The sequence below is a fragment of the Paraburkholderia sp. J11-2 genome (genome assembly GCF_905220185.1).
Lineage (GTDB): Bacteria > Pseudomonadota > Gammaproteobacteria > Burkholderiales > Burkholderiaceae > Paraburkholderia.
The window spans coordinates 274964-300545 of sequence record NZ_CAJMYY010000005.1; the positions used below are offsets into that span (position 1 = coordinate 274964).

Here is a 25582-nt window from a genome sequence, read left to right on the forward strand (position 1 = left end):
AAGGGACTCTGTTTCCCATAGCGCATCTCCTCTGCGTCGATGGAACTTCGTAAAATCCGGCCACCCAATCTCCGCCGTGAAAAGGAGCTAGTCATGCTGCAAACCCTGGTTTTGACCCATGGCGCCGCAGTCATGTTCGCAAACGTTCTTATCGAGTCCCTCGGCTTTCCGATACCCGCATTCCCGATTCTCGTCATTGTCGGGGCCTGCGCCGCGACAATGAAAACACCCGTTTTGCTTCTGGTAGCACTCGCGGCATCGGGCGCCATGCTGGGGGACACAGTCTGGTTCTGGTCTGGCCGACATTTCGGTCGGCATATGTTGCAGGGAGTCTGCCGACTCTCGCTGTCACGAGACAGCTGTGTCAGCAATACCGGGCATTTTTTTGAGCGCTGGGGCGCGCGCATGCTGCTCGTCTCGAAGTTTGTACCGGGCATGTCCACCGTTGCCCTCCCGATGGCGGGCGCAAGCGGCGTGAAACCATTGACCTTCCTCGCACTCGACGGATGTGGAACGCTCGTCTGGGCGGCGACAGGCATTCTATTGGGCGCCTTGGGTGCCCCTTATGTCAGCTCGCTGTTGCACGTGCTGGACATGTTCGGGTCGGGCATCTTCGCGGTCATCACGACGCTGGGCGTCTACCTGGCAGCCAGGTGGTGGCGCCGGCGCGCGCTTGTCAAAGCACTACGCATGGCCCGCATTACACCCACTGATTTGCATGCGCTCACGCAAACGCAGCCTGAGCTGCTCATTGTCGATGCACGAGCGAATGCAATCCGGAAAATCGACCCGTTCCGTCTTCCTGGCGCGCGGGTACTGTCCGTTGAGAAGATGGATAGCAGCGTCGCTGGCTGGCCGCGGAACCAGCAGGTGGTGATGTATTGCTCCTGCCCGAACGAAATATCTGCCGCCCTGATGGCTCGACGCTTCATGCGCCTGGGGTTCACCCACGTGACGCCGTTGCACGGCGGTATTGATGCCTGGCGACGCGAGGGCTTCCCGGTGAGGCAGCCGTTCACTGACCCCTCGTGCCTGGACGCGCGGCGTGGCATTGAGACAAAGATAAAGCAGCAAAAATAGAGGCCCGAAATCGCTTGAGTGCGACCGAGCCTTTTTGCTAACGACCGCCTTCAGCAGGCGGCCACTCGACGCGTTTTGCGAGTAACTCAGGCTTGAACCGACGGTAGATAGCGCAGGCTCCACGCTGCAATGACATTGGCGATGTAGAGCGCGTCTTCTTTCCGCGTAACCAGATGGTCGGCGCCGTCGAGAGACACGAAGCTCTTCGGATGCTTTGCCGCCTTAAAGATAGCGTTGGCGTTTTCGATTCCTACGGTGGTGTCTCCGGGCGCGTGCATGACCAGCAGGGGACGGCCCAATTGCGAAATGCTATCTGCCAGCCGATGCCCTTGCGCGTCGACGACAAACTGCCGCTTGATTTTGAAGGCTCGGCCCGCAAGATTGACCATCGCTTCGCCATGCGCGTCGATTTGAGAAAGGTGGTCGCCGAAATGAGCTATCACGTGCGCCGGGTCGCTCGGCGCTGCGATTGTAACGACCGCGCGAATCTCAGGAATGTGTGATGCCGAAGCAAGAACAGCAGCGCCTCCAAGGCTATGACCGATGACCAGCGATGGCGCGCGAAAGTTCGTACGCAAGAAATCCGCGGCGGCGATGAGTTCGAGGCTGTTGGTCGAGAAGCTGGTGTCGGAGAAGTCACCCTCGCTTGCTCCGAGTCCTGTGAAATCGAACCGGAATACAGCGATGCCGTGGGCGGCAAGTCCCTGCGCAATCCGACTCGCGGCCAACACGTCTTTTCCACATGTGAAGCAGTGTGCGAACAACGCGTACGCACGAGGCGACCCGCTCGGGCTGTCCAGGCGAGCAGAAAGCTTCTGGTCAAGTGGCCCCAAAAATTCAAGTCTTTCGATTGGCATTTTCGTACCTCCATGTCCATCGTTTTCAGGTGTTCCATCGATAGTGCTGGCGCGCCCAAAAGCCAACGCATTGTGCGTCGGCTTCCGCCGCACTCGGCCTGACGTCTGTGTGAGCGGTTTCATACTTTCGCGACAGCAGCCCTGCTAGCCCTTGAGCTTGCGGACCGTGTCGGCGAGTGCCACTCCGACCGCGCGAACCATGTTCTCGACTTTCGCATCCTTCAACTTGTGCCGTTCGTCGAACGCTTCGTGAGCGTTTCCGAGCGAGAACGACTGCGGAATCACAAGCATGCCCAGCTTGTCGAGCACGCCGCGAATGGCCAGTTGGCCGCGCGAGCCGCCGAGCGGCCCCGGAGACGCAGAGACCACCGCTACAGCCTTGTTGGCGAAGTGGGCCAGCCCCGGCTTGCCATCGCCACTCGGTCGGCTCATCCAGTCAAGCGCGTTCTTCAGGATTGCACTGTAGCCGCCGTTGTAGTCGGGCGAGGCGATGAGTAAGGCGTCGTTTTCTGCCAGCAACGCCTGGAGGCTGGCGGCACGTTCCGGTAGCCCGAGCTGCGCCTCGACATCGCCACAGTAAAAAGGCAGTGGATAGTCGCGCAAATGGATGGATGTCACTTGCGCACCGGCCTCGATGGCAGCCATCGCAGCAATATCAAGGAGCTTCTGATTTAGGGAGTTGCTTCGGGAACTGCCTGCGAACGCCAGAATCTTCATCGTCATTCCAGTCAAAGAGAAGGTTGAATGTCGACGTCGAGTCCAAGAATTTCTTTGAGCAATCGATTCGGCGCTTAGCAACGGTTTGCTTGCCGCGAGTGGCCAGCCGTGCTGCGGGACATGGACGTCTAAATTAACAGGAGCAAGTTTGAAGAAGAGACGCGAAAAGAAAAATGGTGCCTCGCGGCAAGCAGTGTTCGTGGCGGAGCAACAGAGCTCACGACATCATCCCGGACTTGCTTCGTAGACATCTGTGGACAGAATGCGACCTTGGGGTGGACGCAGCGAAGTCGTGTCGCGAGCCGCCACGAATACCTTGGCTGCGCCGCGGCGAACCCCGATATTCCCGGCGGTTACACGGTTTCTGGTCTCCTCTACGACGTTTCAACCGGCGGAATCGAGATGGTTGTTCCGCCCTCTCGCCTACGAGCAGACGCAGGCTGAACGAACCACGACGACAGGCATCGTGACGATGTCCAGAATCACCTTGAACCCCGATACTTCCGTCGGTCCGGAAGCGAAATGGCCATGAGCATACACATGGATAGTCTACGCGTGCTCCGGGAAATGCTCACGGACAGGACTTGGTGGACCTCGGCAACAACGGCCTGCTGATTAGGCAGGACACCTAAGCATGGTCGTGATGCGCCCTCGAACTCGGTGGCGCTAGCCCATTGCGGCCACCCACGCCAAAACGCAACTCACCGAGCGCGCGACTCCAAGCATTCACCCAGCGCCTTGCAGCGGCGCGCTCTTCTTACCCATTCGCGTGGCCGAGCCTGAGCATTGCTTGCTGCATGCGGCACATGATGTAAGTCCTTCGATGCTTTGTGCAGTCACCTCGCATGTCCATTGCAATCGCCTTTCAGAAGGATGGATGACTCTCAGTCACGCGACTGGCTCACCGACATCGCAGCGAATCTCAAGGTCGTGCGCCAATCTGAGGCAAAGGGTAAGCGCCACACGCAATGTCCAGGCTGGTACTCAGGTTATCGCCCAGTTGCACTTCTCGGCCTCTGTTTGCAAAGATAGACGTGTGCTCAGCCGATATTAGGCGCGCTCAGAGCACGAAGACTCACAGGGCAGGTCTCGACTCCCGTCAATTCTCTGGCAAGCAAAGGTAACGAATGTGACTTCAGCAGAGTACGAAGAAACTCATCCTGTGACCGTTGAGCTAGATGGTCGTCGTCATGAAGGGACGTATCGAGTGATGACTGGGACTGTCATTGTCTATTTCCATGGCGACGTGAAGTTTGCATCGCATGGAAGAGACCGCCCAGAAATTGTCGCGCGCTGGCTGTTGACAGACCTATACCGCAAGCACAGAAGGGACGGCACCGACGTCTGAAAAGAAAAAGCCCACCAAGACGGTGGGCTGAATCCATATCGTGGAGACATGGAGGAGACGCTTCAAACTCTACGCCAACTTATATTGCGGCGCAACATGAAAGAACACTGAACTCAAGAGTAAGCGTTCGCTTAACCAACTGTGTCGCTCGTCGCTCCTGACGCTTGCACGGCTGTTCTTCCAAGCGGCATGACCCCTGCAGGTATGGTCTACCGGCCCTTCTTTTCGCACTATAGAACGCCGCTAGCCGCCGAAAGCCAGAACGCCAGTTCTGCATCCGCCTTGCCCCCTTTTCCCGGAAAATAACGGTCTTGCCACTTGTCATTGGGCTGGAGCCCTTGCCAACTGTCCTTGGTACCGTACTGAGCCAGAAGGTAGCGCCAGCGGTAGTGGTCATACACATCAAGCACGTGGACCGTGTAGGCTTGGGCGAGGCTCGAATTGCCCTCGATGATGAGAAGGTTCTCGTCATTCGTGAACGACGCCTTGTAGCCAAGATTGTGGCTGCCAACAACCACCGTGCAGTTCTCGGGGTCGAACGGGTCGATGACGACAATCTTGTCGTGGATGACTGCATGCCCGGCATTTAGCAGTTCCTTTTCCCACATGCCAAATGTGTCGTCGATGGCGGTGGCCGGTATAACCTGCGCAGGGTCGTCCGGCTCGTGCTGATTGTCGTGCAGGTCGATAACGAAGTTCCCGGCGCGCTCAACGTTGGTCAGTGCTCCGCGAATGAACAGGTCTCGATTTGCGGCCAGTGCTTTGGCTGCTGCGTCCACGATGCTTGGCTTGCCCGGGTCAAAGCAAAGGAACAAGACAGCATGCTTAGCCGCAGCGATACGCCCCTCCACGTCGGCCATATCGACCGGTGCTTGCTTAACGTTCGCGGGCTTGTTTTTTTGCGCCGTGTTTGGCGAAAACCAGACCGCTGCTTTTGTCGCGCCTGGTACGTTGACGTTTACTGGCGTCTCGTTGCTTGTTCGAAATGTCTTCCCTTGCAACGCGTGCGGGTCACCATTGGCCGCGTCGGTGTCCTCCTTCAGGCGGTCCCAATAATCGGAATAGGCTTGGGCGACGCTTGCGGAGCGAACAATCAGGCTATTGTTGGTTTGAGCACAAAGGCCAGTGGACGTCCAGTTCGTAGAACCGGTCAACACCGCGGTGGGCTTGTTCTGCGCATCGAGGTAGAGCACGAACTTGTTGTGTCCAATGTGGCTGCCGTCGGGAAGGATACGGTCAAGCACGTCTACGCCGGAGTGGTGCAGCGCGTCCCGCGCTGGTTTGTTTTCCTTGTCGGGGTTATCACTCTTGCTGTCGAAGGTGTTCGACAGAATCATGTGCACCTGCTTGTTGCCGATGAGATACGACTCGAGGCCTTTGTCGTTCAGTTCATAGAGGGCCGCATAGCAGTTGCCACGTTCCTTGTTGGCCTCGAGTAGCAAAGCAGGCAACGCTTCCGTGAGGTCGCTCGACAATGATTTGCGCAACGCGTCATTCGGGTCGGCAATCCGTTTTAGCAATGCGCCGGCGTCGGGCGCGCCAGTGCGTTTGCTGAGCGGCACCTCATGGGTTAGCGCCTGGGTCGCGAGGATTCCACGGTTGAAGTAAGCTTGAAGAGTAGCCTCCTCGCCGTCCGGGCCGTGGTCGGCTGTCAATGCGACTGGATTCGAGAAGAGCGGCCGTACATCCGGGTCTGCCGATAGTGTCGGCAAACCCTTGTCGTCGAACGTCCCCTTCATGGGAATGATTTGGTAGATGTATGGACCCGGCGACGCGAGATTCGTGACGTACAAATCCTTCCAAAAGAACTTCTGGATGGGAGCCTCCAAGGTAGTTTGACCACCCTTCCCTGCAATAGGGTCCCCCGGAAAGCCCGCCATCGCAGGCAACGACTCGCCTTGTGCGTCATCGACGTCCGTTTTGGCTTCGTGCGCGGGAATGCGACGAACATCGCATCCGACGCAACCCTCCAGCTTGCTCGCAAATGTCCAGGCAATCAGAATTACATCATTGTTCGAAAACGCGATACATTTTGCGGACATATCTCCCTCCATATGGGTCTCCAACACCATGGATGTCGCCGATTCGTTGGCGACCAAGGGAGATTAATTGGCGAAATACGACAATTTTGCGACGGACAGTGCGGTGACCAACATACCTTATGCCGGCACGGAAAAGCCCCAGCGCGCAATGCAGCAGTTCGCGTGATGAGAACGTGATTGCCTTGAGTATTTGGAATCGTTAGGACAGCGGCAAAGGATTCTGGGAGCACACCGACCGTAGCACAAGGCTCGCGACAAAATGAACGCCGTCCTCCGTCGGAGCGGGAGGCTCCAGTGCAGGTGAATGTCCTCTAGAGGTTGGCCAGCGTTCCAGCTCCCTAACATGCAGGGCTTCTCTCTGAGGCAGTGACAGGCGCGATTCGTCGCATAGGGGACGGTCGCCTTCGTCATGAATGCGCGAATGCCTAGGTAAATTAGGTAGGTGGCCCCCGACCGATACGTGCGGTTTTCGGACGACCTTGGTCGCTGAATCACGCACTTTTCGTGCAAGCGCCGCCATGGACACGCGTGCCATCTACCTTCAAACTTTTCTCTGGGTACTCACCCGCCGCCTGGGTCTGTATTCACAGCGCGGATACGCCGAACACGCTTCAAACCGGCCATGTGGGCCGCTACGCTGTACGATGACACCAATTTTGCAAGCTGGACATCGCTCCTCGTTAATCACTTCACCGGTGGTCGACTCAACTGTGACGGCCCTATCTTCAACGAGCTCATCCAAAAAGGAAGATGCTTCTCCCTTGACGGTCAAAAGTACGACTGAGCGACGCGCTCGAGTCAGAGCGACGTAGAACAGTCGCCGCTCTTCGCCAAGGGGATAAGCGTCACCGCTCGGCATAGCCATTGTCAACACAGGGTCATCTACACGAGTGCTCGGGAACGAACGGCTGAGCATGCCAGGCAGATTGACGTAGTCCGCCTGCTCTGTGCTGGCCGAAGATACCAGTTTCGGCCAGCCGCTTTTTGAAACGGTGATGAATGTATGTTGCTCAGATGTTACTTGCATGACCAAGCATTCGGGCGAACTCTCGGACAGCGACATGGGGCGTGGCCAACCTTCCACAAGTGAACGATGCGTGCTCAAGATTTTTCCACGTCGAGACGACCTTTGTCCGTAGCGATGTGCAGCAGGATAAATCCGCAAGTACCGGGACACTGACAATGGCTTGGCTTACCGCAGTCCTGGTCCATGCCATCCGAGTGTCCTTGAACAGGCGCCTGTGCGTCTGCTGGCTTACTCCCTCGGATTGGTTCCTGTGCCGTGACTAACTCGATTCTTTCGCTAGGCTCGCGTTCTTGGACTGGCACCCGACCTTCGCCGGACTTACGCCCCTCTTCAAGACAGGCGCTGCACTCGTTGCTTCCCTGAGTGTGTGAAAGATGGGACTCGTTATATAACACGTCGTAAAAGCATGACACGGTCGACCTGCTTTGTCCGTCCCCAAGGCTCACTCGTTGCGTCACTGCGAGCAACGGGTGGCTCGCACCGCATCCGCGCAGTCGTCTGAACTCGATGGTGTTGCGCTCCAGCTTGCGAACTTCTTCTTGATGGCCGTAACGCAGTTCGACAACACTAAGTTCGAATTCGTCAGGTTGACATCTCACTTTGACGGTTAGTGCTGTTGTATTTCCCGCAATGTCCGAGATGATATAACTCCTTATTTGCGCGGTGTCAGAGCCGTAGTTCGTCCATACGGCCGGAGCCACAGAAATGGGTGTGATTGCCCCAGGCGCGACACCCGACAACGCATCGCGACCCGTAACAATGATGCGGTGCGCTTGGGGGTCATAGAAGATAACTGCTTCCGGCGGAGTTTTGTCAATTTTGACAGTCAAATCATTCGGGACCTCGACGTTTTGCGAGTAGTCCACGGAGTGATACTGCAAGTCATGTATTCCCTCATTTGAAATCAACAGCGGACCGGAAGCCGCAATCGAAGGGCCTCCATCTAACAGATACTCCGTTCGCGCGACTCCAGATATATCATCTGTCGCTGCAAAGGTCACCGTGACGTCTGTGCGATTCCAGCCTGCAGCGTTTGGTGGTGGCGAAACGTCAGCCTGCGTAGAAGGTGGGGTCGTGTCCGGAGGTAGGATGCGCTGCATGTCTTCGGGGGTTATCTCGTCGACAGTTGTCGCCATCGGCGGCTTAAACGCGCCGCCCGCTCCGATTGCCCCCCCCTTTAATCTGAGGTTCTTCCAGTCGTCATAGGGTGTGAGTGCTGATGAAAGTGTGCCGTCGCCGTTGATGTCGAAGGTAACGTTTTTATCGGTCGATATGCCATTCCCATTCCAGTCGATTGGTTGGCTGGCGTCAGCAACTGTGACAAACGTACCAGCCTTTCCAGGTGGCGTAACCCAGTGACTGGTCTGCACACCCTTTGCAGCTGCACCAACCCCAGAAGTCTCGTCGAGATTGGTTTCGTCTAGCGTATCAAGAGCAACGTTAGAGTAATCGAGGATACCGGCGACGCCGTTTCGAGTGAGCCCTGTAAACTGAAACAGATAGTTCATCAAGCTCACGTAGTTGGGCTTGTTGTTGACGTCGTCACCGCCACCGTGATGCAGGCCGAGGTTGTGGCCGAGCTCGTGCATCAGCGTGCCCGCTTGCTGAAGGTCGGTTGGCGCAGTAGTACAGCAGGACGTTAGGCTGATAATGAAGTCGCTTCCCGGTATCGTGCGGGCGACTCCGCTATTTGTGAGGGTGCTTATCTGATGTGCGCTAATCACATAATGGAAGATTGCCGTTCTGCCGGTGCTCGTGAACCCGCCCGGAGCGTTCTTTATTTTGTCGAACGCCGTCCAGTCGTAATTGTTCACACCTCCGGTTCCGAGGCTCGTCACCTCTGTCAGCTGTTTGGCACGACTCAGAGCTCCCCAAGTTTGGCTGGTCGCAAAGTTCATGATGCTGTTGGGCCCTGCATCGATGTGCAGGTTGATGCCTACAGAGCCCGTACGGCTTTTGTAGGGGGCGTTCGCGAACGCGTCAACGACACTCTTTATCGCCGCGGCCGAAATTGCATGACTATGCGTTGAGTCGGCCATCCAGTCGAGCTGAATAAAGATATCCGGCTTATTTACTGTAGCCCCCATTGCCGGCAGGTCAATAAACTGCGGGCCACTTCCATCACCCGGGTCGATGGTTACGCCATGGAGCTTCCAGTCATCAGGAATGCCGTCACACGTCGAAGAGGAGCAGTCAAAAGTCCAATTGACTGTGGCGTTGTCACCGTCGCCACCCGACCGCCCTGCTTTGTACCCATCAGGGACCGACTCGTCATAGCTGTTCGAGCCAACGAAAGGGTTGTCCCAGTGAAAGTGGGCCGTCCCAGCGGTCTGCCCCGGTGCGGTTTCAATGTCGTAGAAAACCTCACCCTCAGTGCCGGTGGCAACGCCAGACGATTCTGACTCCCAGCTCCCGGTTGTTCCCGGTTCGATGCGACTCGGCGGGTTTGTGGTGATGATGCCGTGGCTAAGGCTGCCATGATTGTAAATTAACGCGACATCCGAAGCGTTCTTCAAGTTCACAGATACACTACGCGCGGCCATACCGCCTCCAAAACAGGTATTTATGAAAATACCGACACAATTAGTTTTCGAAATACCGTCAGTAAGCCCGCTTCGAAACGTCAAATGGGATATAAATGTCTGACGACGAACAAGAAAATCTTGCATCCGTCAGAAAGCGCTATACGAGCGATTCGAATGATTTCCACATGGGGCAGCTGCCCTCTAACCTTGCTCTAAAGGCACATAAAAACACTTTTCTTTCATCCCAATGAATAGGACTTACTTTTCAAATCACCTCCTTTCTATTTACACGTTCAGTCAAGCATCGACTCGCTTCAATCTGCCATTTCTTAAATAGTATGGAACTTGCCTTTGTAACGTCTTCGTATAGAAAATCCTAATATTTGCATCGCCTTCTACGTTAACGAGATAGTTAATTTAGGATTACTAACAAACTTCAATATCAAACATATGCCCTTCCGCCGTTTGGACGACATAGTAAGCGCAACTACAGAATACCTTCAACTTCCATACAATATAGGCGAAACAACCTTAAGGATTCTGTTTTTTTGTTCGGTGTCGAACATATTTTTTGCGTCGGACACTTTTCGTCAGGAGTTCCATCGTATGCATCGAGCACGACAGATTGGACGTGTCGCCAACGACCACGAACAAACCGATTTGAGACGGCGATTACCTCGTTCGACAACATATCGACAAGAGAAAACGTGGATGCGTTATCGAAGTGCAGTGTAGCTCAGCCTTATCAAAACCGATTCGTCTCCGGTTTGCATTCATGTAAATACGATACATTCTTCGCAATATTCTGGAGCTCCGCGTTCGGTTGTCCGTGCGCACAACACTGGCGCCAATCCCTTCTGGGGGAAAACCGGTCACTACAGCATCGCGACGGCGGCCATTGAGGCCTTGACCTCGCCGGCGCTGGAGACTTTTCTTGACGTCAACGTTGAGCGGATAAGTTTCCGCCCGGACCAACTGAGCCCTCAGCAAATTCGAGACAAACTCTCCAATGGGGAGTTTGTAGAACTGGCGGACGTGCCAGGCCTCGTATGGAAAAAGACCTCGGATAGGGTACCTGGCGGCCGCGACTACGCGCAAAACGCCGGACCGGAACACCCGAACCACTATGCTGACATCGACGAGCCTGATAGCGAAGGCAAAACGCTTCGAGACCTGACGCTCGCGGGAACAGAGTTCATGAGTGTTGAGAACTGGCGAACCTGGTATCAGAAAAACCGCCATACCGATGCGAAATCGCAAGGCCTACTGCCGTTCCGGGTCTGGCAAATCTTTGGCGAGATGGTACGCCAGCTCCAAGCAAAGAATGATACGAAATTCCTGTGTGCTGCCGGCGTGCTCGCGCACTACGTCGGCGATGCCTGCCAGCCATTGCACGGTTTCTATCATTCCGACGGCTATCGCGATGCCAAAGGTGCGACGACTAAGAGTTGACCTGGCAAGGACGTCCACTCGACCTATGACAACAAGATGGTCGACCGTCATTCGAAGGAGTTGCTCGACGCGATTCTGCCTGCAGCCACGAGGTTCGCTGAAATAATTCCAAACATCAAGGATGGCCGAGACGCGGCACTCGCAACTGTGACGTTGATGGCCTATTCCGCGGAGACTTTGCCGCCCAGTACGCCCATCGACGAGTACATCAGGCTCGGTGGCGGCACATCTGTAAAGGTCGTCGACGGGCTTTGGGACGCTTTTGGTAAGCAAACCGCGGCGGTGATGGGTGCAGGCGCCCGCTACCTAGCAGCCATTTGGGATGCGGCGCTCGCGGCCGCCGGGACAGACCTTCCTGACGAAAACCACGAAATCCCCAAGAGGACCTCGCTGCTGTGTATCAGGACAAGGACTTCGTTCCGTCGTTGACACTGGACAAGATTGGCGCTGTTATAGAGTGAGCATCTCTAAATCGGCGAGGTAACGAAAGCTCGATTCCCGTTTTGAACAAGAATGCTCGTCCCGTGTGGCGGACGGAAGACGCGCGCCTAAAGTGCGCTTCTTCTTTGCTTGAATCAGCTCGGCGTGCTGCCGCTGCGTGAGGTATCTCACGGCAAAATCTTCCGGCAGGGCGTTCGTCCGAAAACCCACTGCGCGTCTTTACGTGCCCAATAGATTCTCGACTACTACTCGCTATTCTCCTCTTTGCTGCCGCCCAACTTCCGCTCCTGCCCAGCCGGAACTTTGCCAAAGAAGTGACCGATTGAGGCACCAACGCACAACTGCAATACTCCCAACCAATATACTGATTCGTGCAGCAGTTTGAGGTGGTCATCTGGTAGCAGGCCTACTGTCGGTGGCATTATCAATAGACCAGATACGCTCAACAGGTAAAGCGTCGACAACAAGATTGCAATCACGATACCATAAATTCCAGCGTCACCATGTTTCGTGTTGGATTGCCTCGAAGCATAAATCGTAGCAAGGATGATTGAGATTGTGGGAAGCATCATCGGCAGGTACCACTTCCACATTTCATTAGTGGCGGAACTAAAGCTTGGGTCATCACTTCCTAATACAGTCCGTATTACCAAGAGCGCACACTGAATGACGAAGAAGCAGAGCCACACTCCACCCAAGATGTTCTGTGCGGTTCGCGTTCTCACTGAACTACCTCCAGTCCGGAAATAAGGGATGCCCTTTGCAGATGCCCCATCGCATCCAACTGACCGGGCTCCAAAGCCTGTGCGTCGACCCCATCCGCTTTCCAGAATTCGTAGATTAGCACAGTACATTTCACATGTTCGCTTGCCTTCCTGTTCTCGAGAGAAGTAGATAGTTTATTGGCACCGCCCTTCAGAGATTTATCAAAGAATGACAATTCTGGGTAATTTCCACTACCTATAACGGGCATGTCCGTCACCAAAAATACTAATATCTGGTAGTAGCCTTTTGGCGCGCGTGCAAATTGTTTAATAACCGATTCCATTGACCACGCCTCCCCGTAGTTAACCTTGACGGCCCATCTAGCAGGCGGCTTCAGCGGCGTCCACAATGAGTCGGTTTGCTCTACCCTCGTTACTAAAGCAAATCCACATGGAAACGGATAATATTGCTGCGAGCCATAGTTAGCTTTTCTCAATAGCTTATTTAGCGCTAACTCTATATCACCGAAGGTAAGTGCTCTCCCATGAGCTGGCGTCGCAAATTTCACATCGAGGGGTTGGGATTCTGCGGACGGCTGAGGCACCGGATTGGGGAAAGAATTGCTGGAAACTTCGGTCTCGCACTTACTAACTTGAGCTAGCTGTTCGCGCTCTCCTTGCACATCGGCCGCCGCGGCCGGCGGGGCCTTGCTCGCTTCTTCAGTCGAAGTAGTTCTATCAGCCGGCGGCGCGACATCTGCCGCCGCAGCTGCAGGAGCCGAGGCTGCGGCGGCATCGGAAGCAGATGCTGCAACTCGGTCAGGTGCCTTCTTGCAGGATGCCAACAGCAAGCAAAGCACTGTAATTGCGAGCGCTCCCCGAAATAACCGAGTCGAGTAGTGGCGCCCACTTTTTTTCGAGTTGTCCATACGCGCAGCCATTGTCGTCTCCTTCTTACATTTTCGGACCGCCGCCCAATCAGCGCACTTGGCGAGCAGCCCGACGGAAATCCTAGTTCACTCTGGGTGAGGCCTCGGCAGGGCAATCCAGAATTACCTGTTCATCAGATTAGCTAACCTTTTTTGTTTATTAACCTCTCCACCTGCGTGCAAGTCACCTACTACGCCGCGGTCTAACGACAAGCGGAAGTAAAAAATCACACACATTGTTTTTGTTGCTTAATACTTAGTTGATGGATGAATTTTGATAGGTAATTTGAAAACAGTTAATTTTATTTATCCCAATAATCAAATCATTTCCTTTGCTATGTGTTAGCAAAGACACACAAACTCGAGAATGGTTAGCGCGCGCAAACTTCACGGGCAATGCAGCAACCGTGAATCACTTAACCGGAGTCGTAGCTCGTAGCTCCCACTAAGCGAGCGAAGAGCTCAAAGATAGACGTCCATTCATGCGAGCGACTGGCGCGCCCCCCTATCGCGTGCGCTCGGCGCGCATCCGGCGCAAGAATGCGTGGGCGTCGAATCGGGTTGCGGGCCCGGACTTCTCGCCCCGCTTTAGGGCCCTTTGGAGGGATACTACGTCTACTTCGGCGCCTGCAGCGCTAAGCGCGGTTCGAAATCTTTTTGCCCGAAGCGTTACCCGTAGCGGAGATTTGTCGCCCAGCAAGCGCCTGCGACCAACGTCAAGAAATACATCTGTAACATCTGTATTGGTGGCATGGATAACGGAAGTCGCCTCAGTTGTTTTTCGAGCCGGCATAGGTAGAGCGAGCCGTCTGCATGCGTCGCTCGTGAATTTGGTTTGCGACCGACTAACATGGAAGACTGTTCTCCGCGTCGTTGGAACAGGAGAAGACTAGCGCGAGATATCCCTCAGCTACACATGCACACAGTGCGGGCCGCCTTTGCTCGCATTCCTGCTGGACCACCGGCACGACAATGTTGGGTGTCGCTAAACGCAGGTCCGCATTGAAAAGTTGTCGACAACCGTTGATGTTAAAACGCGAGGCGTCAGTCAAACCGCATGCAGGCAAGGCGGCGACGTCATAGCCAGCCTGCGCCTAAACATACACGTCACACAACGTCAACCACCCCAACCACCGTTCCGTCGTCATCTCATGCCGAAATTACACACATTCTGACACGCACGAACCGGCCTTGACCAAGCCTGCCGCCTGCTGGCAATCGCGCAAACCGGCTTGCACTACGACTACCAGTCGAGCAAAACTCGCAAGCGCTCTATGAGCCAGTCGGTTTCCAGACCTTCGGTCCACTGCCTGCCCTCAACCGCGCGCCTCATCCGTCCCAGCGTAACGTCGTGTGAATGCTGGGGATACTTGGCGGCATCTTTTTGGGCTTTGGGAACAAGTTGGTGCACGAGGTCTTCGCACACGTCCCAGCGCTCGTATCGCTCGCGAGCCGTCAGCCCCACGACAACTCGACCGGCGATTATTCGCGCCGCCAGTTTTGGTTGCCGCCCCGACAATGACGCGGGCGTCGTGTCGAGTGGAAAGTCATCCGGTATTTGCGCGCTTAGCCCTTCCTCAAGCAAGATTTGTTCGGCATCCAGCATAAGTGCGACCACGCTGATGTCTTGGTCTACTTGCTCCCATAGCAACCGCGTGCCCGATTCGCAGACTTTAACCGCGTTTCGCTGTTCGGGCGTCGCTGCTAGCAAATTTTGAAGCCATTTAAAAGGAATCCGAAATTTTCGCTCATCCGTCATCAGGAGCGTGAAATCGCCCGCATTTATGGTGACCGACACTGCTACCGGGTCATCAGGACTTGTCATTCGCTACCCCACTAAGAGTCAAACCTCTTAGCACCACGGATAGTAGATGAACTGATTCCGCTTCGTCAGTTGCTGTTTAAAGTCCTTCAGCTCTCGTTCCGACGGACGAACCTTCACAAGCTCCGGTGGAAGATGGTGGACTGCCACACGAAAATGAACATCCGCCTTTGTATCGTACGGTAGCGGCCTAGCGAAATCGAAGCGTGAGAACGTAGAGAACAGCCTCATCCATTCCCTCATTTGCTCGTCTTGCATCAGTTCGCCCAACGGCTCTCCCTCGCCCATCTCAAAGGGAAACGCCATCTCGAAACTTCCCATATCCGTCTCGACGCATAGTTTGTACTGGTCCATCGCGAAAATGGCAGCGGCAATTGTCGCGGGATGCGTCGTGGCGAGCAGTCTGGTTGCGTCGCCAAGCAATTCCCCAACCCAAACGCCACGTGAATTCGGATAAAACCTGAGTTTCAACATTTTCTCCTCCCCGCGCCGCCCTAGTACCTTAGCGTCATGCGTGATTGTGATTCGAACGCAATCACCCTCCGCGGTTTAAGACTAGCGCCATAGACAAGTCGGGCCGCCGCAACCAGCTTACTGCTGACCACAAGCACATCGTCGCATCCTCCCAGGACTACGTTTCCAGCATGCGCCGAAGGAACGCATGACCGTCGAACCTCGAAGCCGCACCCGAGTGCTCACCGGCCTTGAGCGCCATCCTAAGTACAACTGTGTCCATCTCAGCGTTCGCAATACGCAGAGCGACTCGGTAGCGCTTTGCTCGACGCGTTGCCTGAACCGGAGATTTGTCTCCTAGCGAACCTCTCCTACTGACAAGAAAGAAGTACTTCGCAATTGGTGTCATGCCCACGGGCAACGGTCGAAGCAGCTTCCCCAAACGATGGCGGTCCAACGAATTGTCCGCAAGTACCGCAGGAAAATAGCGCCAGTTGCCAACTGGCACCGAAAACAACTCGCCGCACTGCACTAGGTACAACAAGCAGCTGCGCGAAATGCCTGCTTTCTGACAAAACCGCTCAGGCGACAAAAGCTCCCCCCGACGTACGAGTCGACGCCGTCGCATACGTACCTGCAAGCTCGAATTCCGCCAGGCACCACGGACTGAGATGGACATCATCGAGGAGCTATCGAGGCGAAGATTTGGCGTACACGGTCGACCTCGGCTTTGAGTTGATTCGCTTAATGTGTCTACCCTGCCGTCATAGCGAGGCAATAATCTTACGTAGGATTGTGACGGCATCGTCCTCGGGCGCGTAGTATGTCGGCTCGGCATCCCAGCGCGGATAATCGTAGGTCTGAATGCTCGCTCTAGCAATGCCGTTGCGAGCGTGTATGTCCAGTCTCACCACTGGCATCTCGTTGCTTTCGAATTTTCGTCCTACGACCACGGTCATGCCATTACCACTCGGCCGCCCGACGGTATATCGCTCACCACACAACTCGAGCACCTTCTCTGCCTCCTCGAGGGGCCCGTAGGGCTCCTTATCGTACGGCGCTACGCTGCCATCAATTTCGCACAGTAGTGGCAAAGGAGCCTCGCCGGGTACAAACTCTCCGTCAAAAATTGAGATTTTTAGCATTTGCGGCCTCCAGGAGGCTTAGTGGCAACAGCCAAGACGTTTTCGAGCGGCTCGACAGGTATTGACCCGCACCCGCATTAGCCGTTTTGTAAGGAACATTCGCCAACGTAAATTGCAATCCGTAGCGTCGCTTCAATCATCATGTCCTCGAAACCTCTTTGTTGGGCGCTGTCATCCGTCCCGAGCAGGCCAGGCGAGGCTGCCACTGGCCTATGCTATTGAGTCGCCGGCGAAGAGAGCAAAGTCGAGGACTTGCGATAAACACGCACCGCAAGTTTGCACGCTTCCTGGATACTTATTCCGGGTAAAGTCGCGGTTGTTTCGGCCGCCCACTTTGCAAGCAATGCGACCTCCGTTTGGTCCTCAACTGATGCACCTAACGCAGCGAGCGCAGCGCACATAAGCTCATCGCTTGGATGCACCCGCCCATTGACCGCAAGCCCCCCCGTTTCGGCGACCTCACAGAGACAAAAATATATGGCTTCAAAAGCGCAGCGGTATCGGCTTAGTTTGGAAACTCGGTCATTGTGCGCATCTCGAAGGTATGCAGAACTAAAAGCAATGCGTGGCCGTTCAATTTCTACCTTCGGAGTGCGCCCCCTGATGAGTCGGCCGAGCGCCCAGCCGACTAGCGCGCAGCCGGCAGGAACGAAAAACAACGGCGCTAGGTTTTCGAACATCGGTCCGCTTCCGAATGAGGCGCAGTCTGTCCGCCAAAGCGTTCACATGCCCTACACCACTGCGGTCGTCAGCATTCCAGGGGTACGCGTAGCTTCGGAACTGAAAAACATCGTCGCAGAACGGCCGGCATAGTCGGTCTTCGGACTCGCGACGCCATCGGTGTACCGGCCGTGTCGCTAACTCCCCTTTACCGGTAAGCGCGACGGCTATGCCTCGAATCACGAGGACCCATTCGCTGCCGGCAAAAGGTGTTACTCGACTAGCCGCGCGAGTCCGACAGGCTCATCACGGAGTTCGTAGACGCGGATGTCGTATGACGCACAAGCGGTGTCGCCGCCAACCTTGGCGATTTCGACCGCTCCCACAACCGTGCGACCTGAGGCCCACCACCGAGAGCAGTTCTGCAGTTATTGTCAGCATCTCCACTCCAAGCTAGGCTGGCGCCGCATAATCTCATATACGCGACAATAGTCGCGTATATGAGATTATGCAAATACATACAAGCCGAAATGCAGCAGTCGAGGGCAGTAGGCACGCTCTGCAGCGCCTTTACTTCTAGAAAATGGGGTACAGAGGGAGGGGGGAACCTTTAAGCCTACGCTCGCGGAAATGGCGTGCGGGGGCGACGGGATGCCGAAAGCCGCGGCGACTAGAGCACGTCGGTGAGGTCCACCCGAAAGTCAGTTCGGCCGAGCGCCGTCATGGCTTGCAAGAAAAAGGCAAAACTAAAGCTACCGCGGGACAGCTTGCTCGCAATTGAGCGCTCGGTTTCGGCTACGCCAATCAGGGCCATTGCTGCTGCCAGTTGCCGGTATGTCACACCTTGCCTTGCAAGTTCTGCTCGCAGGACGTTGCCCGCGATTTGGTACCAGTCAGCCATCTCCGCCCGACCCCGTTTAAAAGGCGGATTATTCCTTGCCTATTCTGTTTACGCTTCTATAATCTCATATATGCGATGTTTTATCCATATTTGAGATATCCGTTTGCTTATGCTTGCAATCCCTGCAGAGCACGACTCGCGCCAACCTCAAATTTGAGCAAGGTCGCACGCGCAAGCCGGCTCGCGGCGCGCGCCGACCCTCCAGCGAGGTATTAACGCCGGCGGAAGCGTTTATTGCGCCGACCTTTTCCTCGCTCGTGGGCTGCGCTCTCCTCAGTGCCTAACCCAGGCATCCGCCGTTCCTAAAGAAAGTGCGGTGCACCGTCACTTCTAAAATTTAGAAAAGCTTCGCCTGGTCCTCCCCTCGCTATATGTCCCGAGCACAGCTTGCTCGTGGAAAAATTACGGGAGTCGTGATGAGCAAAGGAATTCAGAAGTGGTCGGAAGCGACCATTGCCAGACTTATTAAGGAAGGTCGAGGTTCAGGAGAAGGTCCCAATTACGTCCCTTGGGTCGGCGTCCATGACGTGGCCTCGTTGGGACGCACTCACCGCGCGTGGAGTCCAACGTACGAAAGAACCATCCATCTGCTCTCGGACGTCGAATGGCGTACGTTCATACTCCTGGAGTATTCACGGAAATTTCCCGAGTTGTACGAAGGGTACCCGCTCGACCGAAAAATTACGCTTGAAATCTCGGCAGCGCTTGGAATCGCACACCCATGCTACCCACGAACCACCATCCCCATGGTGATGACAGTCGACTTCCTCGGCGTGGACAGGCGAGTTGGCAACGCGCGTATCGAAGCTTTTGATTGCAAGCGTTCCGAGGACATGGACAGCGAGAACGCAGAACGAACAATCGAAAAGCTCGAGATTACCCGCGCCTATTTCGCCGGTATGAACGTGCCGCATCACCTTGTCCTGCACTCACAGCTCCACGACCAAACCGTGAGAAATGTTGAGTGGATTCGTAGCGGCATCCTCAAGCATGACGAACCGGAACCCTACGAGGGTTACTTCAGAGAGAAGCTCGAACAGATGAACAACGAGCTTACGAACGGAACATTCACTTGCTCGCTGTCCGAGTACTGCCGCGCGTTCGATGAACGGCACGCAATGCGAGCAGGCGAAGGCTCTCGCTTAGCACGCATGCTTCTTTGGGAGCATAGGTTGAAATGCAACCTTAGCAATATCGATGTGAATAAGCTCTCAGTAAGCAGTCTCCCAGGGAATCTTGAGCATGACAGCCGGCGCGCAGCTTAAAAGCAAACAGGATTCATCCTGCAGAACCATCGATATTATATGGGCATTTAATATGAACGTCCGCACTACAGACCGCAGCTCAATTGAGACAGAATTTACGCTGCTCAATTCATCAATCGACATTGCGCGTCTCGCGACACGCTCCAAAGCTCGCAAGCGTGCGCGCAGCGTCGCGAACAATTTCAATCACTCAGCGACTGAAAACATCGACGAATTCTGCGCAACCCTCCGAGCGGTACTGGCAAACTCTGGACAACAACACTAGGCATTTTTAGACGCGAAAAGCGCTCAAAAAACCGACTCATCAGAGATTAGCATGAACCTATTGAAGAATGACATCTTCGACGGAAACGATGGTTGTCAGTATCGCGTTGTGAAGACCACGTCAGTTAACGCAGGCTGGGTAATTAATCTTTCTCAAGCCCGACAATGGCCCGTGGAGCGCGACTTCGGCGTACTTCGCAGCCACTCGCCTCGAACCACAACCAGTCACAAATCGCCCGACTTCGCTTTTTACTCCGAAAGGGCTCGCAGCCGCGCCAATGCTGCCTATGAGGCCATTCGCCCGCTGCTTCTAAATGAAGACGGCACGGAGAATACCGACATCCTCTGCGAGTCGAAGAGAAGCAAACTCGTACGCGCTCGCGCGCACGAACTGAAGATTTCTAAGACGACCATCTATCGCTATTTGAACCTGTGGTGGACACAGGGACAGAGCAAACTCGTCCTCATCCCCGGCAGCGCCCGAAATGGGAAAAGCAAACCGATTGGCACAATGGGACGTGGGCGGCCATCTCCCGACAGCCAATACAAGACTTTCCAGATGGGTCTGGACGACGTCAAAACGGCCAAGGCGTTCATTCAAGAGCGCTACGTAAAAGGGCTCATGCAACCTTGACCTCGGTCCACCGAGACCTGATTGCAAGTCGTTACTCTTTTGAGGATGGCGACGGAAAAGTCACGATGCGGCCGGAAGGGGAGCACCCTTCTATCCATCAGCTTCGTAACATCCTCCGAAAGCACTTCACTCCGGAAGAAGTGATACGCGGCCAGCTCGGCAACAAAGAGTTCGAGCGCGAGCACAAGCCTATGGTCGGTAGCGCGCTTGAAGAGGCTGTCGCGCCAGGTCACATTTACGAAATTGATGCAACTATCCTTGACCTATTCCTCGTTGCAATTGCAAATCGCGAACGCATTATTGGCAAGCCGACGCTGTACTTGATTTACGACCGGAAGACCCGCCTCTGCGTCGGATTTTACCTCGGCCTCGAGAATGCATCTTGGACCGGCGCCATGCTGGCAATTCTCAGTATCGCCGCCGACAAACGTGCGCTCTGCGAAAAATATGGTCACCCTTACGACCCGAGGCATTGGCCTGCCCATTGCGTTTATCCGTCCAAGTTCCTTGCAGACCGCGGCGAAATGGCCTCGTTCAACAGCGACCGAATTTGTGATGGTATGGAGTCGACGATTTCAAACACGCAAGCGCTTCTTCCAATCCGAAAGGGACTTGTCGAGTCAAAGTTCCATGCTACGCACACCGCAATAAAGAGCGGCACCCCGGGGTATGAACCGCCTCGCGAAGCAAAGAAGCGGCGCGGAAAGAAATACCATCTTGACGCGTCACTAACCCTCGAGGAATGCACAAAGCTCATCCTGGGTGTCATCATCGAGCACAACATCACCGTTATGAAGAATTACGAGCTCTCTCCCGAGCAGACTTTGGCGGATTGGAACGCAATTCCCTCTGAGCTGTGGGAAAGGGAAGCTGCGCACAACGGATGCGGGGGCGCGCGATACGCATACGACTACCTCCACATGCAGTTGATGCCGAGGGATAGAGCAATCGTGACTCAAGAAGGAATCAACTTCCGTGGCTGCCAATACACATCTAAAGACAAACCTATCCATCAATGGATGATTCAGGCCGGTCTAAAGAAGAGCTTTAAGGTGGAATGCTCGTATGACCCTCGCCTCGTGGACAATATCATTGTCCACGGTAGTGAAGGGAAAACGTACTCCTGTGAGCTTACAGACGACAGTAAAAAATATGCAGGCTACTCGTTCGCCGAAGTCAATTTCGTCAGAGCGCACGCGCGGCGGCTGAAGCGGGCAGAGTGGGCCGACAAGCTGCAAGCCAGTATTGACCGTCAAGTTCTTGCGAACGTTGTTATCGAAGGGGCGAAGAAGGCTACCAAAGCAGCACTGACTGGTGCCGCACGCTCCGCGCGTCGCGCTGACACGGCCGCAGCCCGAAATGCTGAGAAGCGGACGCGCCGTCAAACTGACGTCCGATTCCCGCCAACGACAAACGAGCTTGATGTGAACCAGTGCTCATCGTCAGACAGCGCTCGAGAGAGTCTTACTCCCGCAGATGCTCCACCTATTTCCGCGGGTCCAGCACTGGCTGACTCGTCCCTCGCAATCATGCTTCGTCAACGACTTTCGGAGAAAACCAATGAACTCATCCAGCGCTAACCCTTACGCCGTCGAGGCGCGTTACGCCGAACAGCATATCCCGCAATACCGCGATAGGCCGCTCATCGCGGCCCTTCCTCCAATCCCCTCAGACGAGGAACTCGCGGAAGACCTGTTTGACTTCCCGTCCTTTAGCGTCGACCAACGCGGATGGCCGGCGAGCGACAGACTGTGCATGGTTGCAGAGCTTGCGTCCTTTTTGTGCCCGCTGCAGCGGCATATCCGGCTCACACGCGCGTTCGACACCCTTATTCGTTCGGGCTACGCTCGCCGCGGCATACGCTCAACAGAGCACATCCAGACGTATCAGCGCCTCTACGAGGCCAAACAGCAAGGTCGCGCAATTAAGAGTAATTCCGTGCGCGTTGTTGATGCGCAGCTGTCCTCCGCTCTAATAGGTATTCCTGGGTCGGGCAAGACAACAGCCGTTCGACGGATTTTCGCCCGTTACCCGGAAGCAATCTATCACCCTGACTACAATATCATCCAGATTCCCTATCTGCATATCGAATGTCCGCACGATGGAATTTCAGTCAAGGGGCTCGCTCTTTCCATTCTTCGGAAACTGGATTTGTTAGTACCCGACTCGAATTACATCGGTTTGTATAGGGCTTCGAATTCCGCCGAAGTACTGCTGAACCACGTCGCACGTGCGATGCACAACCACTATGTTGGGGTCTTGGTCGTTGACGAAATCCAGAACCTCAAGAATGCCGGGAGGACGAACGCATCACTGATGGCAGCGCTAGTGACTGCGGCAAACGAACTGAACGTTCCTATCGTTTTTGTGGGCACCAACAGGGCGGAACATGTGCTGGGTATAGACTGCAGCTCAGCACGTCGCAGTTCGGCGGCTGGCTTTCCCTCGTGGGGTGCTTTGGAGACTAGTCACAACATAGATACGCCCGACGAATGGGAGGATTTTTTTACAGCACTTTGGACATTCCAGTGGATTAGGAAACCCGTACCATTGGACGCTGAGATGTCGAACTGCATTTACGAGCTAACGCAGGGTATTCCAGATGTCGCCATTAAGCTCTTCGCATGTGCGCAGTGGCGCGGCATTCTCGACGGCACCGAATCTTTCGGCGTGGAGACGCTCTATGCAATCATGGCCAATGAGCTGCGACGCCTAGAGCCGATGCTCGATGCAATCCGTAGCGGTGACATTGAAGCACTTTCCCGGTATGAAGACATTACCCCATTGGGCATGAAATCGCTGCTGCATGACGCACAAAATGCCTATGAAGGGGTAAGACAGCGAGGCGCCGCGATTAGGACTGACAGCTCTTCTTTCATACCGCGCGTTACAAGCGTTCTCGTTGAAGCGGGCATCGATAGTGAGCGTGCTCATTCAATGGCGCAGAAAGTCGCCGACGAAGGCAAAGCTGTCGGTGTAGTCGAAGGCGCCAGCGCGGCTTTGCAGCTTGCTAAACCCCCGCGCCCCGTCCGGCGCAGGCAAATTAAAGCCGAGAGGCCCGCAAGCGTAGAACTGGCACCCGACGACTACCGCAACTCAATTAGTCGAGCACGCGAAGCCGGCACCAGCAATCTTCAGCAGCTTGTGGGCATGGGGGCAGCGCGCCCACTGCATGAGCTCCTCGAATATGTTTGATGCGGTATTTCCCTGCGCCCTACCCGGATGAGATTTTAGGCAGTCTGCTCATCCGGGCCTGCCATCACCTTGGCTTGTCGCCAAGGGGCCTAGTTCATTACCTCGACGATGGGTGGGGTGAATTTTCTTTCGTCTACCCATCGTTCTTTCAGGGAATCTCTCGCCTTACAAGAATACCCGCCGAAATACTGCTAACAGAGCACACAGTTTTCCCATATGTCGCCATCGGCATGACCACGCCGAGAAGGCGAGTACTCGAAAGCGACTGGCTAACCGCCCCCGCGCACGGCAACAGTCTCCGACTACGCGCAGCGCTGGGCTTGCACATCGACGAATTAGCTCTGCGTCGCTATTGCCCCCAGTGCTGCGATGAAGACTATCGCTGCATCGGCGAAAGCTACTGGCATCGCAGACATATGCTGCCCGGCGTCTTCATATGCCCAAAGCACGGCGAGCCGCTTCTCGTATCAAGCACCTCCGTTCTACCTAAGCTGACGACCGAGAGCGCCAAGCTACCCCAAGAAGTTTCTGGGCAGCCGTATAGTTGGGGACTCGACGAGAATGGTATGCGATGCCTCGCCGCGGCGGTCGAGGAGGCCATGAGCTTGCCCGCGCAAACCTGGAGCAACATGTATTCCGATGCGCCCGCATCATCTGTGGTCAAAACCAGGAAGTACTCAAATGGCGATGTCGACCCGATGTTGATGCAGTTTTGTCGGTTCTACGGGACGGAATTCTTGCGGAAGATGGGCTTGAGCCTACAAACATTAGATAGCGACGGTTGGCCGTCGAGAATGATGCGTGGCGCACGTCCGTCAGTCCTCCGCCCGCTACGCCACATTTTGCTTCGGCTTTTTCTCCTCTCATCAATATTTTCTTAGCAATCTAAAATTTATATGACGAGTCTATAAATTTTCCGGGCTTTCTGTAGCTACACGCTCCATGACACTATGGAGCGTAGGACATGTGGTTACAGAATCCGGAGCGACGAAACGGTATTTTGAAGGCGAAGGTGGTGAAGGCGGATGGAAGCATCGATTGGTTGGACCTAGAAAGCATGTGGCGGCTTGATGTTCCCATAGTGCCGAAGAGCAAACTATCCGCAACAACGATGTTTGCGCACTGGAAACTTGGAAATGCGGATGCATACCTCAACGAGATTGGGATGTCCATGGAAGCTTCCGCCGCAAGCCATCAAATTTATACTTTTGACCACAATGGGCTTTTGATAGTGATACCTGCAATTCTTGTACTAAAAGCCCTGTTTAAACCAAACGCGACCGTGTGGGAATATTTGTTTCGCCCAGCAGGGCTGGATATGCTTGTTGCCCCCCAGCAAACCAACGAGTCCACCACCGTTACGCTGATACATCGAAAAATGCGGCAGCACGTCCCGATTGCTGCGACCAGTCTGAGACGACTTCAATGGATGTATTGCTTTCCCTCAGCACGCGCCGCATTCGATTCGGTCTATCGGTACGCGACACAGGGCACGCTAGGCATTTGCCTACCAAATGCCAGTGTGGAAATCTCACTTCAGGGGCAATTGCGTCAGAACGTGCTCATCGCGTCGCGGATGTACATTACCGCCTGTTCACCTTTGGAAGCCCCATTCGACTGGGCCGGACTCCAGCCGGAAAAGTTTCGGCTCGATGGCTGCAAACCATGGGAACAGTTGAACCCAGTGTTGACCGACCCTAACCTCGTGGTGGGAGCTTTAGGCTGGGAGCTTTCCGACAAGGAATGGTCTTGTATTGAGCATCTTTTCCCGCCGGGCCCCAGGCTTATCAGCGGCAAACGTGCCCGTGATTTCGTCGGAGCCATTCTCATGAAACTGGGCACGGGCGTCGGCTGGGCTCGCGTTAACGCCAGTTTCGGAACAACGTCTGCCGTGAGTTCGTTCTACCAGAGCTGCCGGCTATCCGGCAAATGGGGCAAAGTCGTGGCGGCTGTAATGCAGACAAGACAATCGCGCCCCTTGTTGGAAACCTGAAGAAAACATTACATAACAATTTCACTCCTCCCGCTTCGCCGGAGCCGCAACTTCTAGCCAGCAGACCGCTCATTTGGGCGGTTTTTTTTCGTCGCTATATATAAAAGAAGGCGGCTTTGAACTCGCTC

At 55.0% G+C, this 25582-nt stretch carries 21 protein-coding genes; 9 read left to right on the top strand and 12 right to left on the bottom strand.

Annotated elements, in window-relative coordinates; all coding sequences use genetic code 11:
• The first annotated feature begins 93 nt into the window (after positions 1 to 93).
• On the top strand, positions 94 to 1080 hold the full coding sequence (locus U5A57_RS09715; RefSeq protein ID WP_321910266.1) for a VTT domain-containing protein: 987 nt from the start codon (positions 94 to 96) through the stop codon (positions 1078 to 1080).
• A gap of 86 nt (positions 1081 to 1166) precedes the next feature.
• Here U5A57_RS09715 and U5A57_RS09720 read toward each other — a convergent pair whose 3' ends face one another.
• From U5A57_RS09720 to U5A57_RS09740, 5 genes are all read right to left on the bottom strand, one after another.
• Complete coding sequence (locus U5A57_RS09720; protein ID WP_321910268.1) at positions 1167 to 1937, bottom strand: alpha/beta hydrolase; 771 nt, start codon at positions 1935 to 1937, stop codon at positions 1167 to 1169.
• A gap of 144 nt (positions 1938 to 2081) precedes the next feature.
• Entirely contained in the window at positions 2082 to 2654 is a 573-nt protein-coding gene (locus U5A57_RS09725; protein ID WP_321910270.1) for an NAD(P)H-dependent oxidoreductase, read from the bottom strand.
• A 1578-nt stretch (positions 2655 to 4232) separates the two neighbouring features.
• Positions 4233 to 6074, bottom strand: a complete 1842-nt coding sequence (locus U5A57_RS09730) for a phospholipase D-like domain-containing protein (RefSeq protein WP_321910271.1) — start codon at positions 6072 to 6074, stop codon at positions 4233 to 4235.
• A 511-nt stretch (positions 6075 to 6585) separates the two neighbouring features.
• Positions 6586 to 7149 carry a topoisomerase DNA-binding C4 zinc finger domain-containing protein gene (locus U5A57_RS09735; protein WP_321910273.1) on the bottom strand — a complete coding sequence of 188 codons (564 nt, stop codon included), beginning with the start codon at positions 7147 to 7149 and terminating at the stop codon, positions 6586 to 6588.
• Complete coding sequence (locus tag U5A57_RS09740) at positions 7146 to 9614, bottom strand: OmpL47-type beta-barrel domain-containing protein (protein ID WP_321910274.1); 2469 nt, start codon at positions 9612 to 9614, stop codon at positions 7146 to 7148. Before U5A57_RS09740 ends, U5A57_RS09735 begins: the two co-directional genes overlap by 4 nt.
• Positions 9615 to 10502: 888 nt before the next feature.
• On the opposite strand from U5A57_RS09740, the gene U5A57_RS09745 reads away from it, so the two are divergent.
• The gene (locus U5A57_RS09745; RefSeq protein WP_321910276.1) at positions 10503 to 11048 is read left to right on the top strand and encodes a hypothetical protein; all 546 of its coding nucleotides are present in this window, start codon (positions 10503 to 10505) and stop codon (positions 11046 to 11048) included.
• 36 nt (positions 11049 to 11084) lie between these two features.
• Complete coding sequence (locus U5A57_RS09750; RefSeq protein WP_321910278.1) at positions 11085 to 11477, top strand: hypothetical protein; 393 nt, start codon at positions 11085 to 11087, stop codon at positions 11475 to 11477.
• Positions 11478 to 11734: 257 nt separating this feature from the next.
• On the opposite strand, the gene U5A57_RS09755 is transcribed toward U5A57_RS09750, so the two are convergent.
• From U5A57_RS09755 to U5A57_RS09780, 7 genes are all read right to left on the bottom strand, one after another.
• Entirely contained in the window at positions 11735 to 12214 is a 480-nt protein-coding gene (locus tag U5A57_RS09755; protein WP_321910280.1) for a hypothetical protein, read from the bottom strand.
• Complete coding sequence (locus U5A57_RS09760; RefSeq protein ID WP_321910281.1) at positions 12211 to 13134, bottom strand: hypothetical protein; 924 nt, start codon at positions 13132 to 13134, stop codon at positions 12211 to 12213. The genes U5A57_RS09755 and U5A57_RS09760 overlap by 4 nt, the downstream gene beginning before the upstream one ends.
• A gap of 493 nt (positions 13135 to 13627) precedes the next feature.
• Positions 13628 to 13915 carry a type II toxin-antitoxin system ParD family antitoxin gene (locus U5A57_RS41660; RefSeq protein ID WP_415774596.1) on the bottom strand — a complete coding sequence of 96 codons (288 nt, stop codon included), beginning with the start codon at positions 13913 to 13915 and terminating at the stop codon, positions 13628 to 13630.
• Between the two features lie 450 nt (positions 13916 to 14365).
• The gene (locus U5A57_RS09765) at positions 14366 to 14947 is read right to left on the bottom strand and encodes a DUF2442 domain-containing protein (protein WP_321910283.1); all 582 of its coding nucleotides are present in this window, start codon (positions 14945 to 14947) and stop codon (positions 14366 to 14368) included.
• A 27-nt stretch (positions 14948 to 14974) separates the two neighbouring features.
• The gene (locus tag U5A57_RS09770) at positions 14975 to 15418 is read right to left on the bottom strand and encodes a hypothetical protein (RefSeq protein WP_321910285.1); all 444 of its coding nucleotides are present in this window, start codon (positions 15416 to 15418) and stop codon (positions 14975 to 14977) included.
• Between the two features lie 743 nt (positions 15419 to 16161).
• On the bottom strand, positions 16162 to 16542 hold the full coding sequence (locus U5A57_RS09775) for a hypothetical protein (protein WP_321910286.1): 381 nt from the start codon (positions 16540 to 16542) through the stop codon (positions 16162 to 16164).
• 1330 nt (positions 16543 to 17872) lie between these two features.
• Positions 17873 to 18103, bottom strand: a complete 231-nt coding sequence (locus U5A57_RS09780) for a DUF6471 domain-containing protein (protein ID WP_321910287.1) — start codon at positions 18101 to 18103, stop codon at positions 17873 to 17875.
• 416 nt (positions 18104 to 18519) lie between these two features.
• Between U5A57_RS09780 and U5A57_RS09785 the strand changes: the two genes are divergently transcribed.
• From U5A57_RS09785 to U5A57_RS09805, 6 genes are all read left to right on the top strand, one after another.
• Positions 18520 to 19368 (top strand): TnsA endonuclease N-terminal domain-containing protein, encoded by an 849-nt coding sequence (locus U5A57_RS09785; protein WP_321910289.1) that lies wholly within the window; start codon positions 18520 to 18522, stop codon positions 19366 to 19368.
• A 316-nt stretch (positions 19369 to 19684) separates the two neighbouring features.
• Positions 19685 to 20266 (top strand): hypothetical protein, encoded by a 582-nt coding sequence (locus U5A57_RS09790; RefSeq protein WP_321910291.1) that lies wholly within the window; start codon positions 19685 to 19687, stop codon positions 20264 to 20266.
• Positions 20263 to 21846 (top strand): transcriptional antiterminator, encoded by a 1584-nt coding sequence (locus tag U5A57_RS09795; protein ID WP_321910293.1) that lies wholly within the window; start codon positions 20263 to 20265, stop codon positions 21844 to 21846. The genes U5A57_RS09790 and U5A57_RS09795 overlap by 4 nt, the downstream gene beginning before the upstream one ends.
• The gene (locus tag U5A57_RS09800; RefSeq protein ID WP_321910294.1) at positions 21827 to 23461 is read left to right on the top strand and encodes an ATP-binding protein; all 1635 of its coding nucleotides are present in this window, start codon (positions 21827 to 21829) and stop codon (positions 23459 to 23461) included. Before U5A57_RS09795 ends, U5A57_RS09800 begins: the two co-directional genes overlap by 20 nt.
• The gene (locus tag U5A57_RS41665; protein WP_415774597.1) at positions 23461 to 24342 is read left to right on the top strand and encodes a TniQ family protein; all 882 of its coding nucleotides are present in this window, start codon (positions 23461 to 23463) and stop codon (positions 24340 to 24342) included. Before U5A57_RS09800 ends, U5A57_RS41665 begins: the two co-directional genes overlap by 1 nt.
• A gap of 83 nt (positions 24343 to 24425) precedes the next feature.
• Positions 24426 to 25454, top strand: coding sequence for a transposase (locus tag U5A57_RS09805; protein ID WP_321910295.1), 1029 nt, complete (start codon positions 24426 to 24428; stop codon positions 25452 to 25454).
• Positions 25455 to 25582: the final 128 nt, after the last annotated feature.

Coding starts and splice junctions, on each gene's coding strand:
- U5A57_RS09730 (WP_321910271.1), bottom strand. CDS start 6,074: ATGGTGTTGGAGACCCATATGGAGGGAGATATGTCCGCAAAATGTATC.
- U5A57_RS09805 (WP_321910295.1), top strand. CDS start 24,426: ATGTGGTTACAGAATCCGGAGCGACGAAACGGTATTTTGAAGGCGAAG.
- U5A57_RS09780 (WP_321910287.1), bottom strand. CDS start 18,103: ATGGCTGACTGGTACCAAATCGCGGGCAACGTCCTGCGAGCAGAACTT.
- U5A57_RS09740 (WP_321910274.1), bottom strand. CDS start 9,614: ATGGCCGCGCGTAGTGTATCTGTGAACTTGAAGAACGCTTCGGATGTC.
- U5A57_RS09775 (WP_321910286.1), bottom strand. CDS start 16,542: ATGCTAAAAATCTCAATTTTTGACGGAGAGTTTGTACCCGGCGAGGCT.
- U5A57_RS09770 (WP_321910285.1), bottom strand. CDS start 15,418: ATGTTGAAACTCAGGTTTTATCCGAATTCACGTGGCGTTTGGGTTGGG.
- U5A57_RS09750 (WP_321910278.1), top strand. CDS start 11,085: ATGGTCGACCGTCATTCGAAGGAGTTGCTCGACGCGATTCTGCCTGCA.
- U5A57_RS09720 (WP_321910268.1), bottom strand. CDS start 1,937: ATGCCAATCGAAAGACTTGAATTTTTGGGGCCACTTGACCAGAAGCTT.
- U5A57_RS09725 (WP_321910270.1), bottom strand. CDS start 2,654: ATGAAGATTCTGGCGTTCGCAGGCAGTTCCCGAAGCAACTCCCTAAAT.
- U5A57_RS09765 (WP_321910283.1), bottom strand. CDS start 14,947: ATGACAAGTCCTGATGACCCGGTAGCAGTGTCGGTCACCATAAATGCG.
- U5A57_RS41665 (WP_415774597.1), top strand. CDS start 23,461: ATGCGGTATTTCCCTGCGCCCTACCCGGATGAGATTTTAGGCAGTCTG.
- U5A57_RS09715 (WP_321910266.1), top strand. CDS start 94: ATGCTGCAAACCCTGGTTTTGACCCATGGCGCCGCAGTCATGTTCGCA.
- U5A57_RS09785 (WP_321910289.1), top strand. CDS start 18,520: ATGAGCAAAGGAATTCAGAAGTGGTCGGAAGCGACCATTGCCAGACTT.
- U5A57_RS09790 (WP_321910291.1), top strand. CDS start 19,685: ATGAACCTATTGAAGAATGACATCTTCGACGGAAACGATGGTTGTCAG.
- U5A57_RS09760 (WP_321910281.1), bottom strand. CDS start 13,134: ATGGCTGCGCGTATGGACAACTCGAAAAAAAGTGGGCGCCACTACTCG.
- U5A57_RS09800 (WP_321910294.1), top strand. CDS start 21,827: ATGAACTCATCCAGCGCTAACCCTTACGCCGTCGAGGCGCGTTACGCC.
- U5A57_RS41660 (WP_415774596.1), bottom strand. CDS start 13,915: ATGCCGGCTCGAAAAACAACTGAGGCGACTTCCGTTATCCATGCCACC.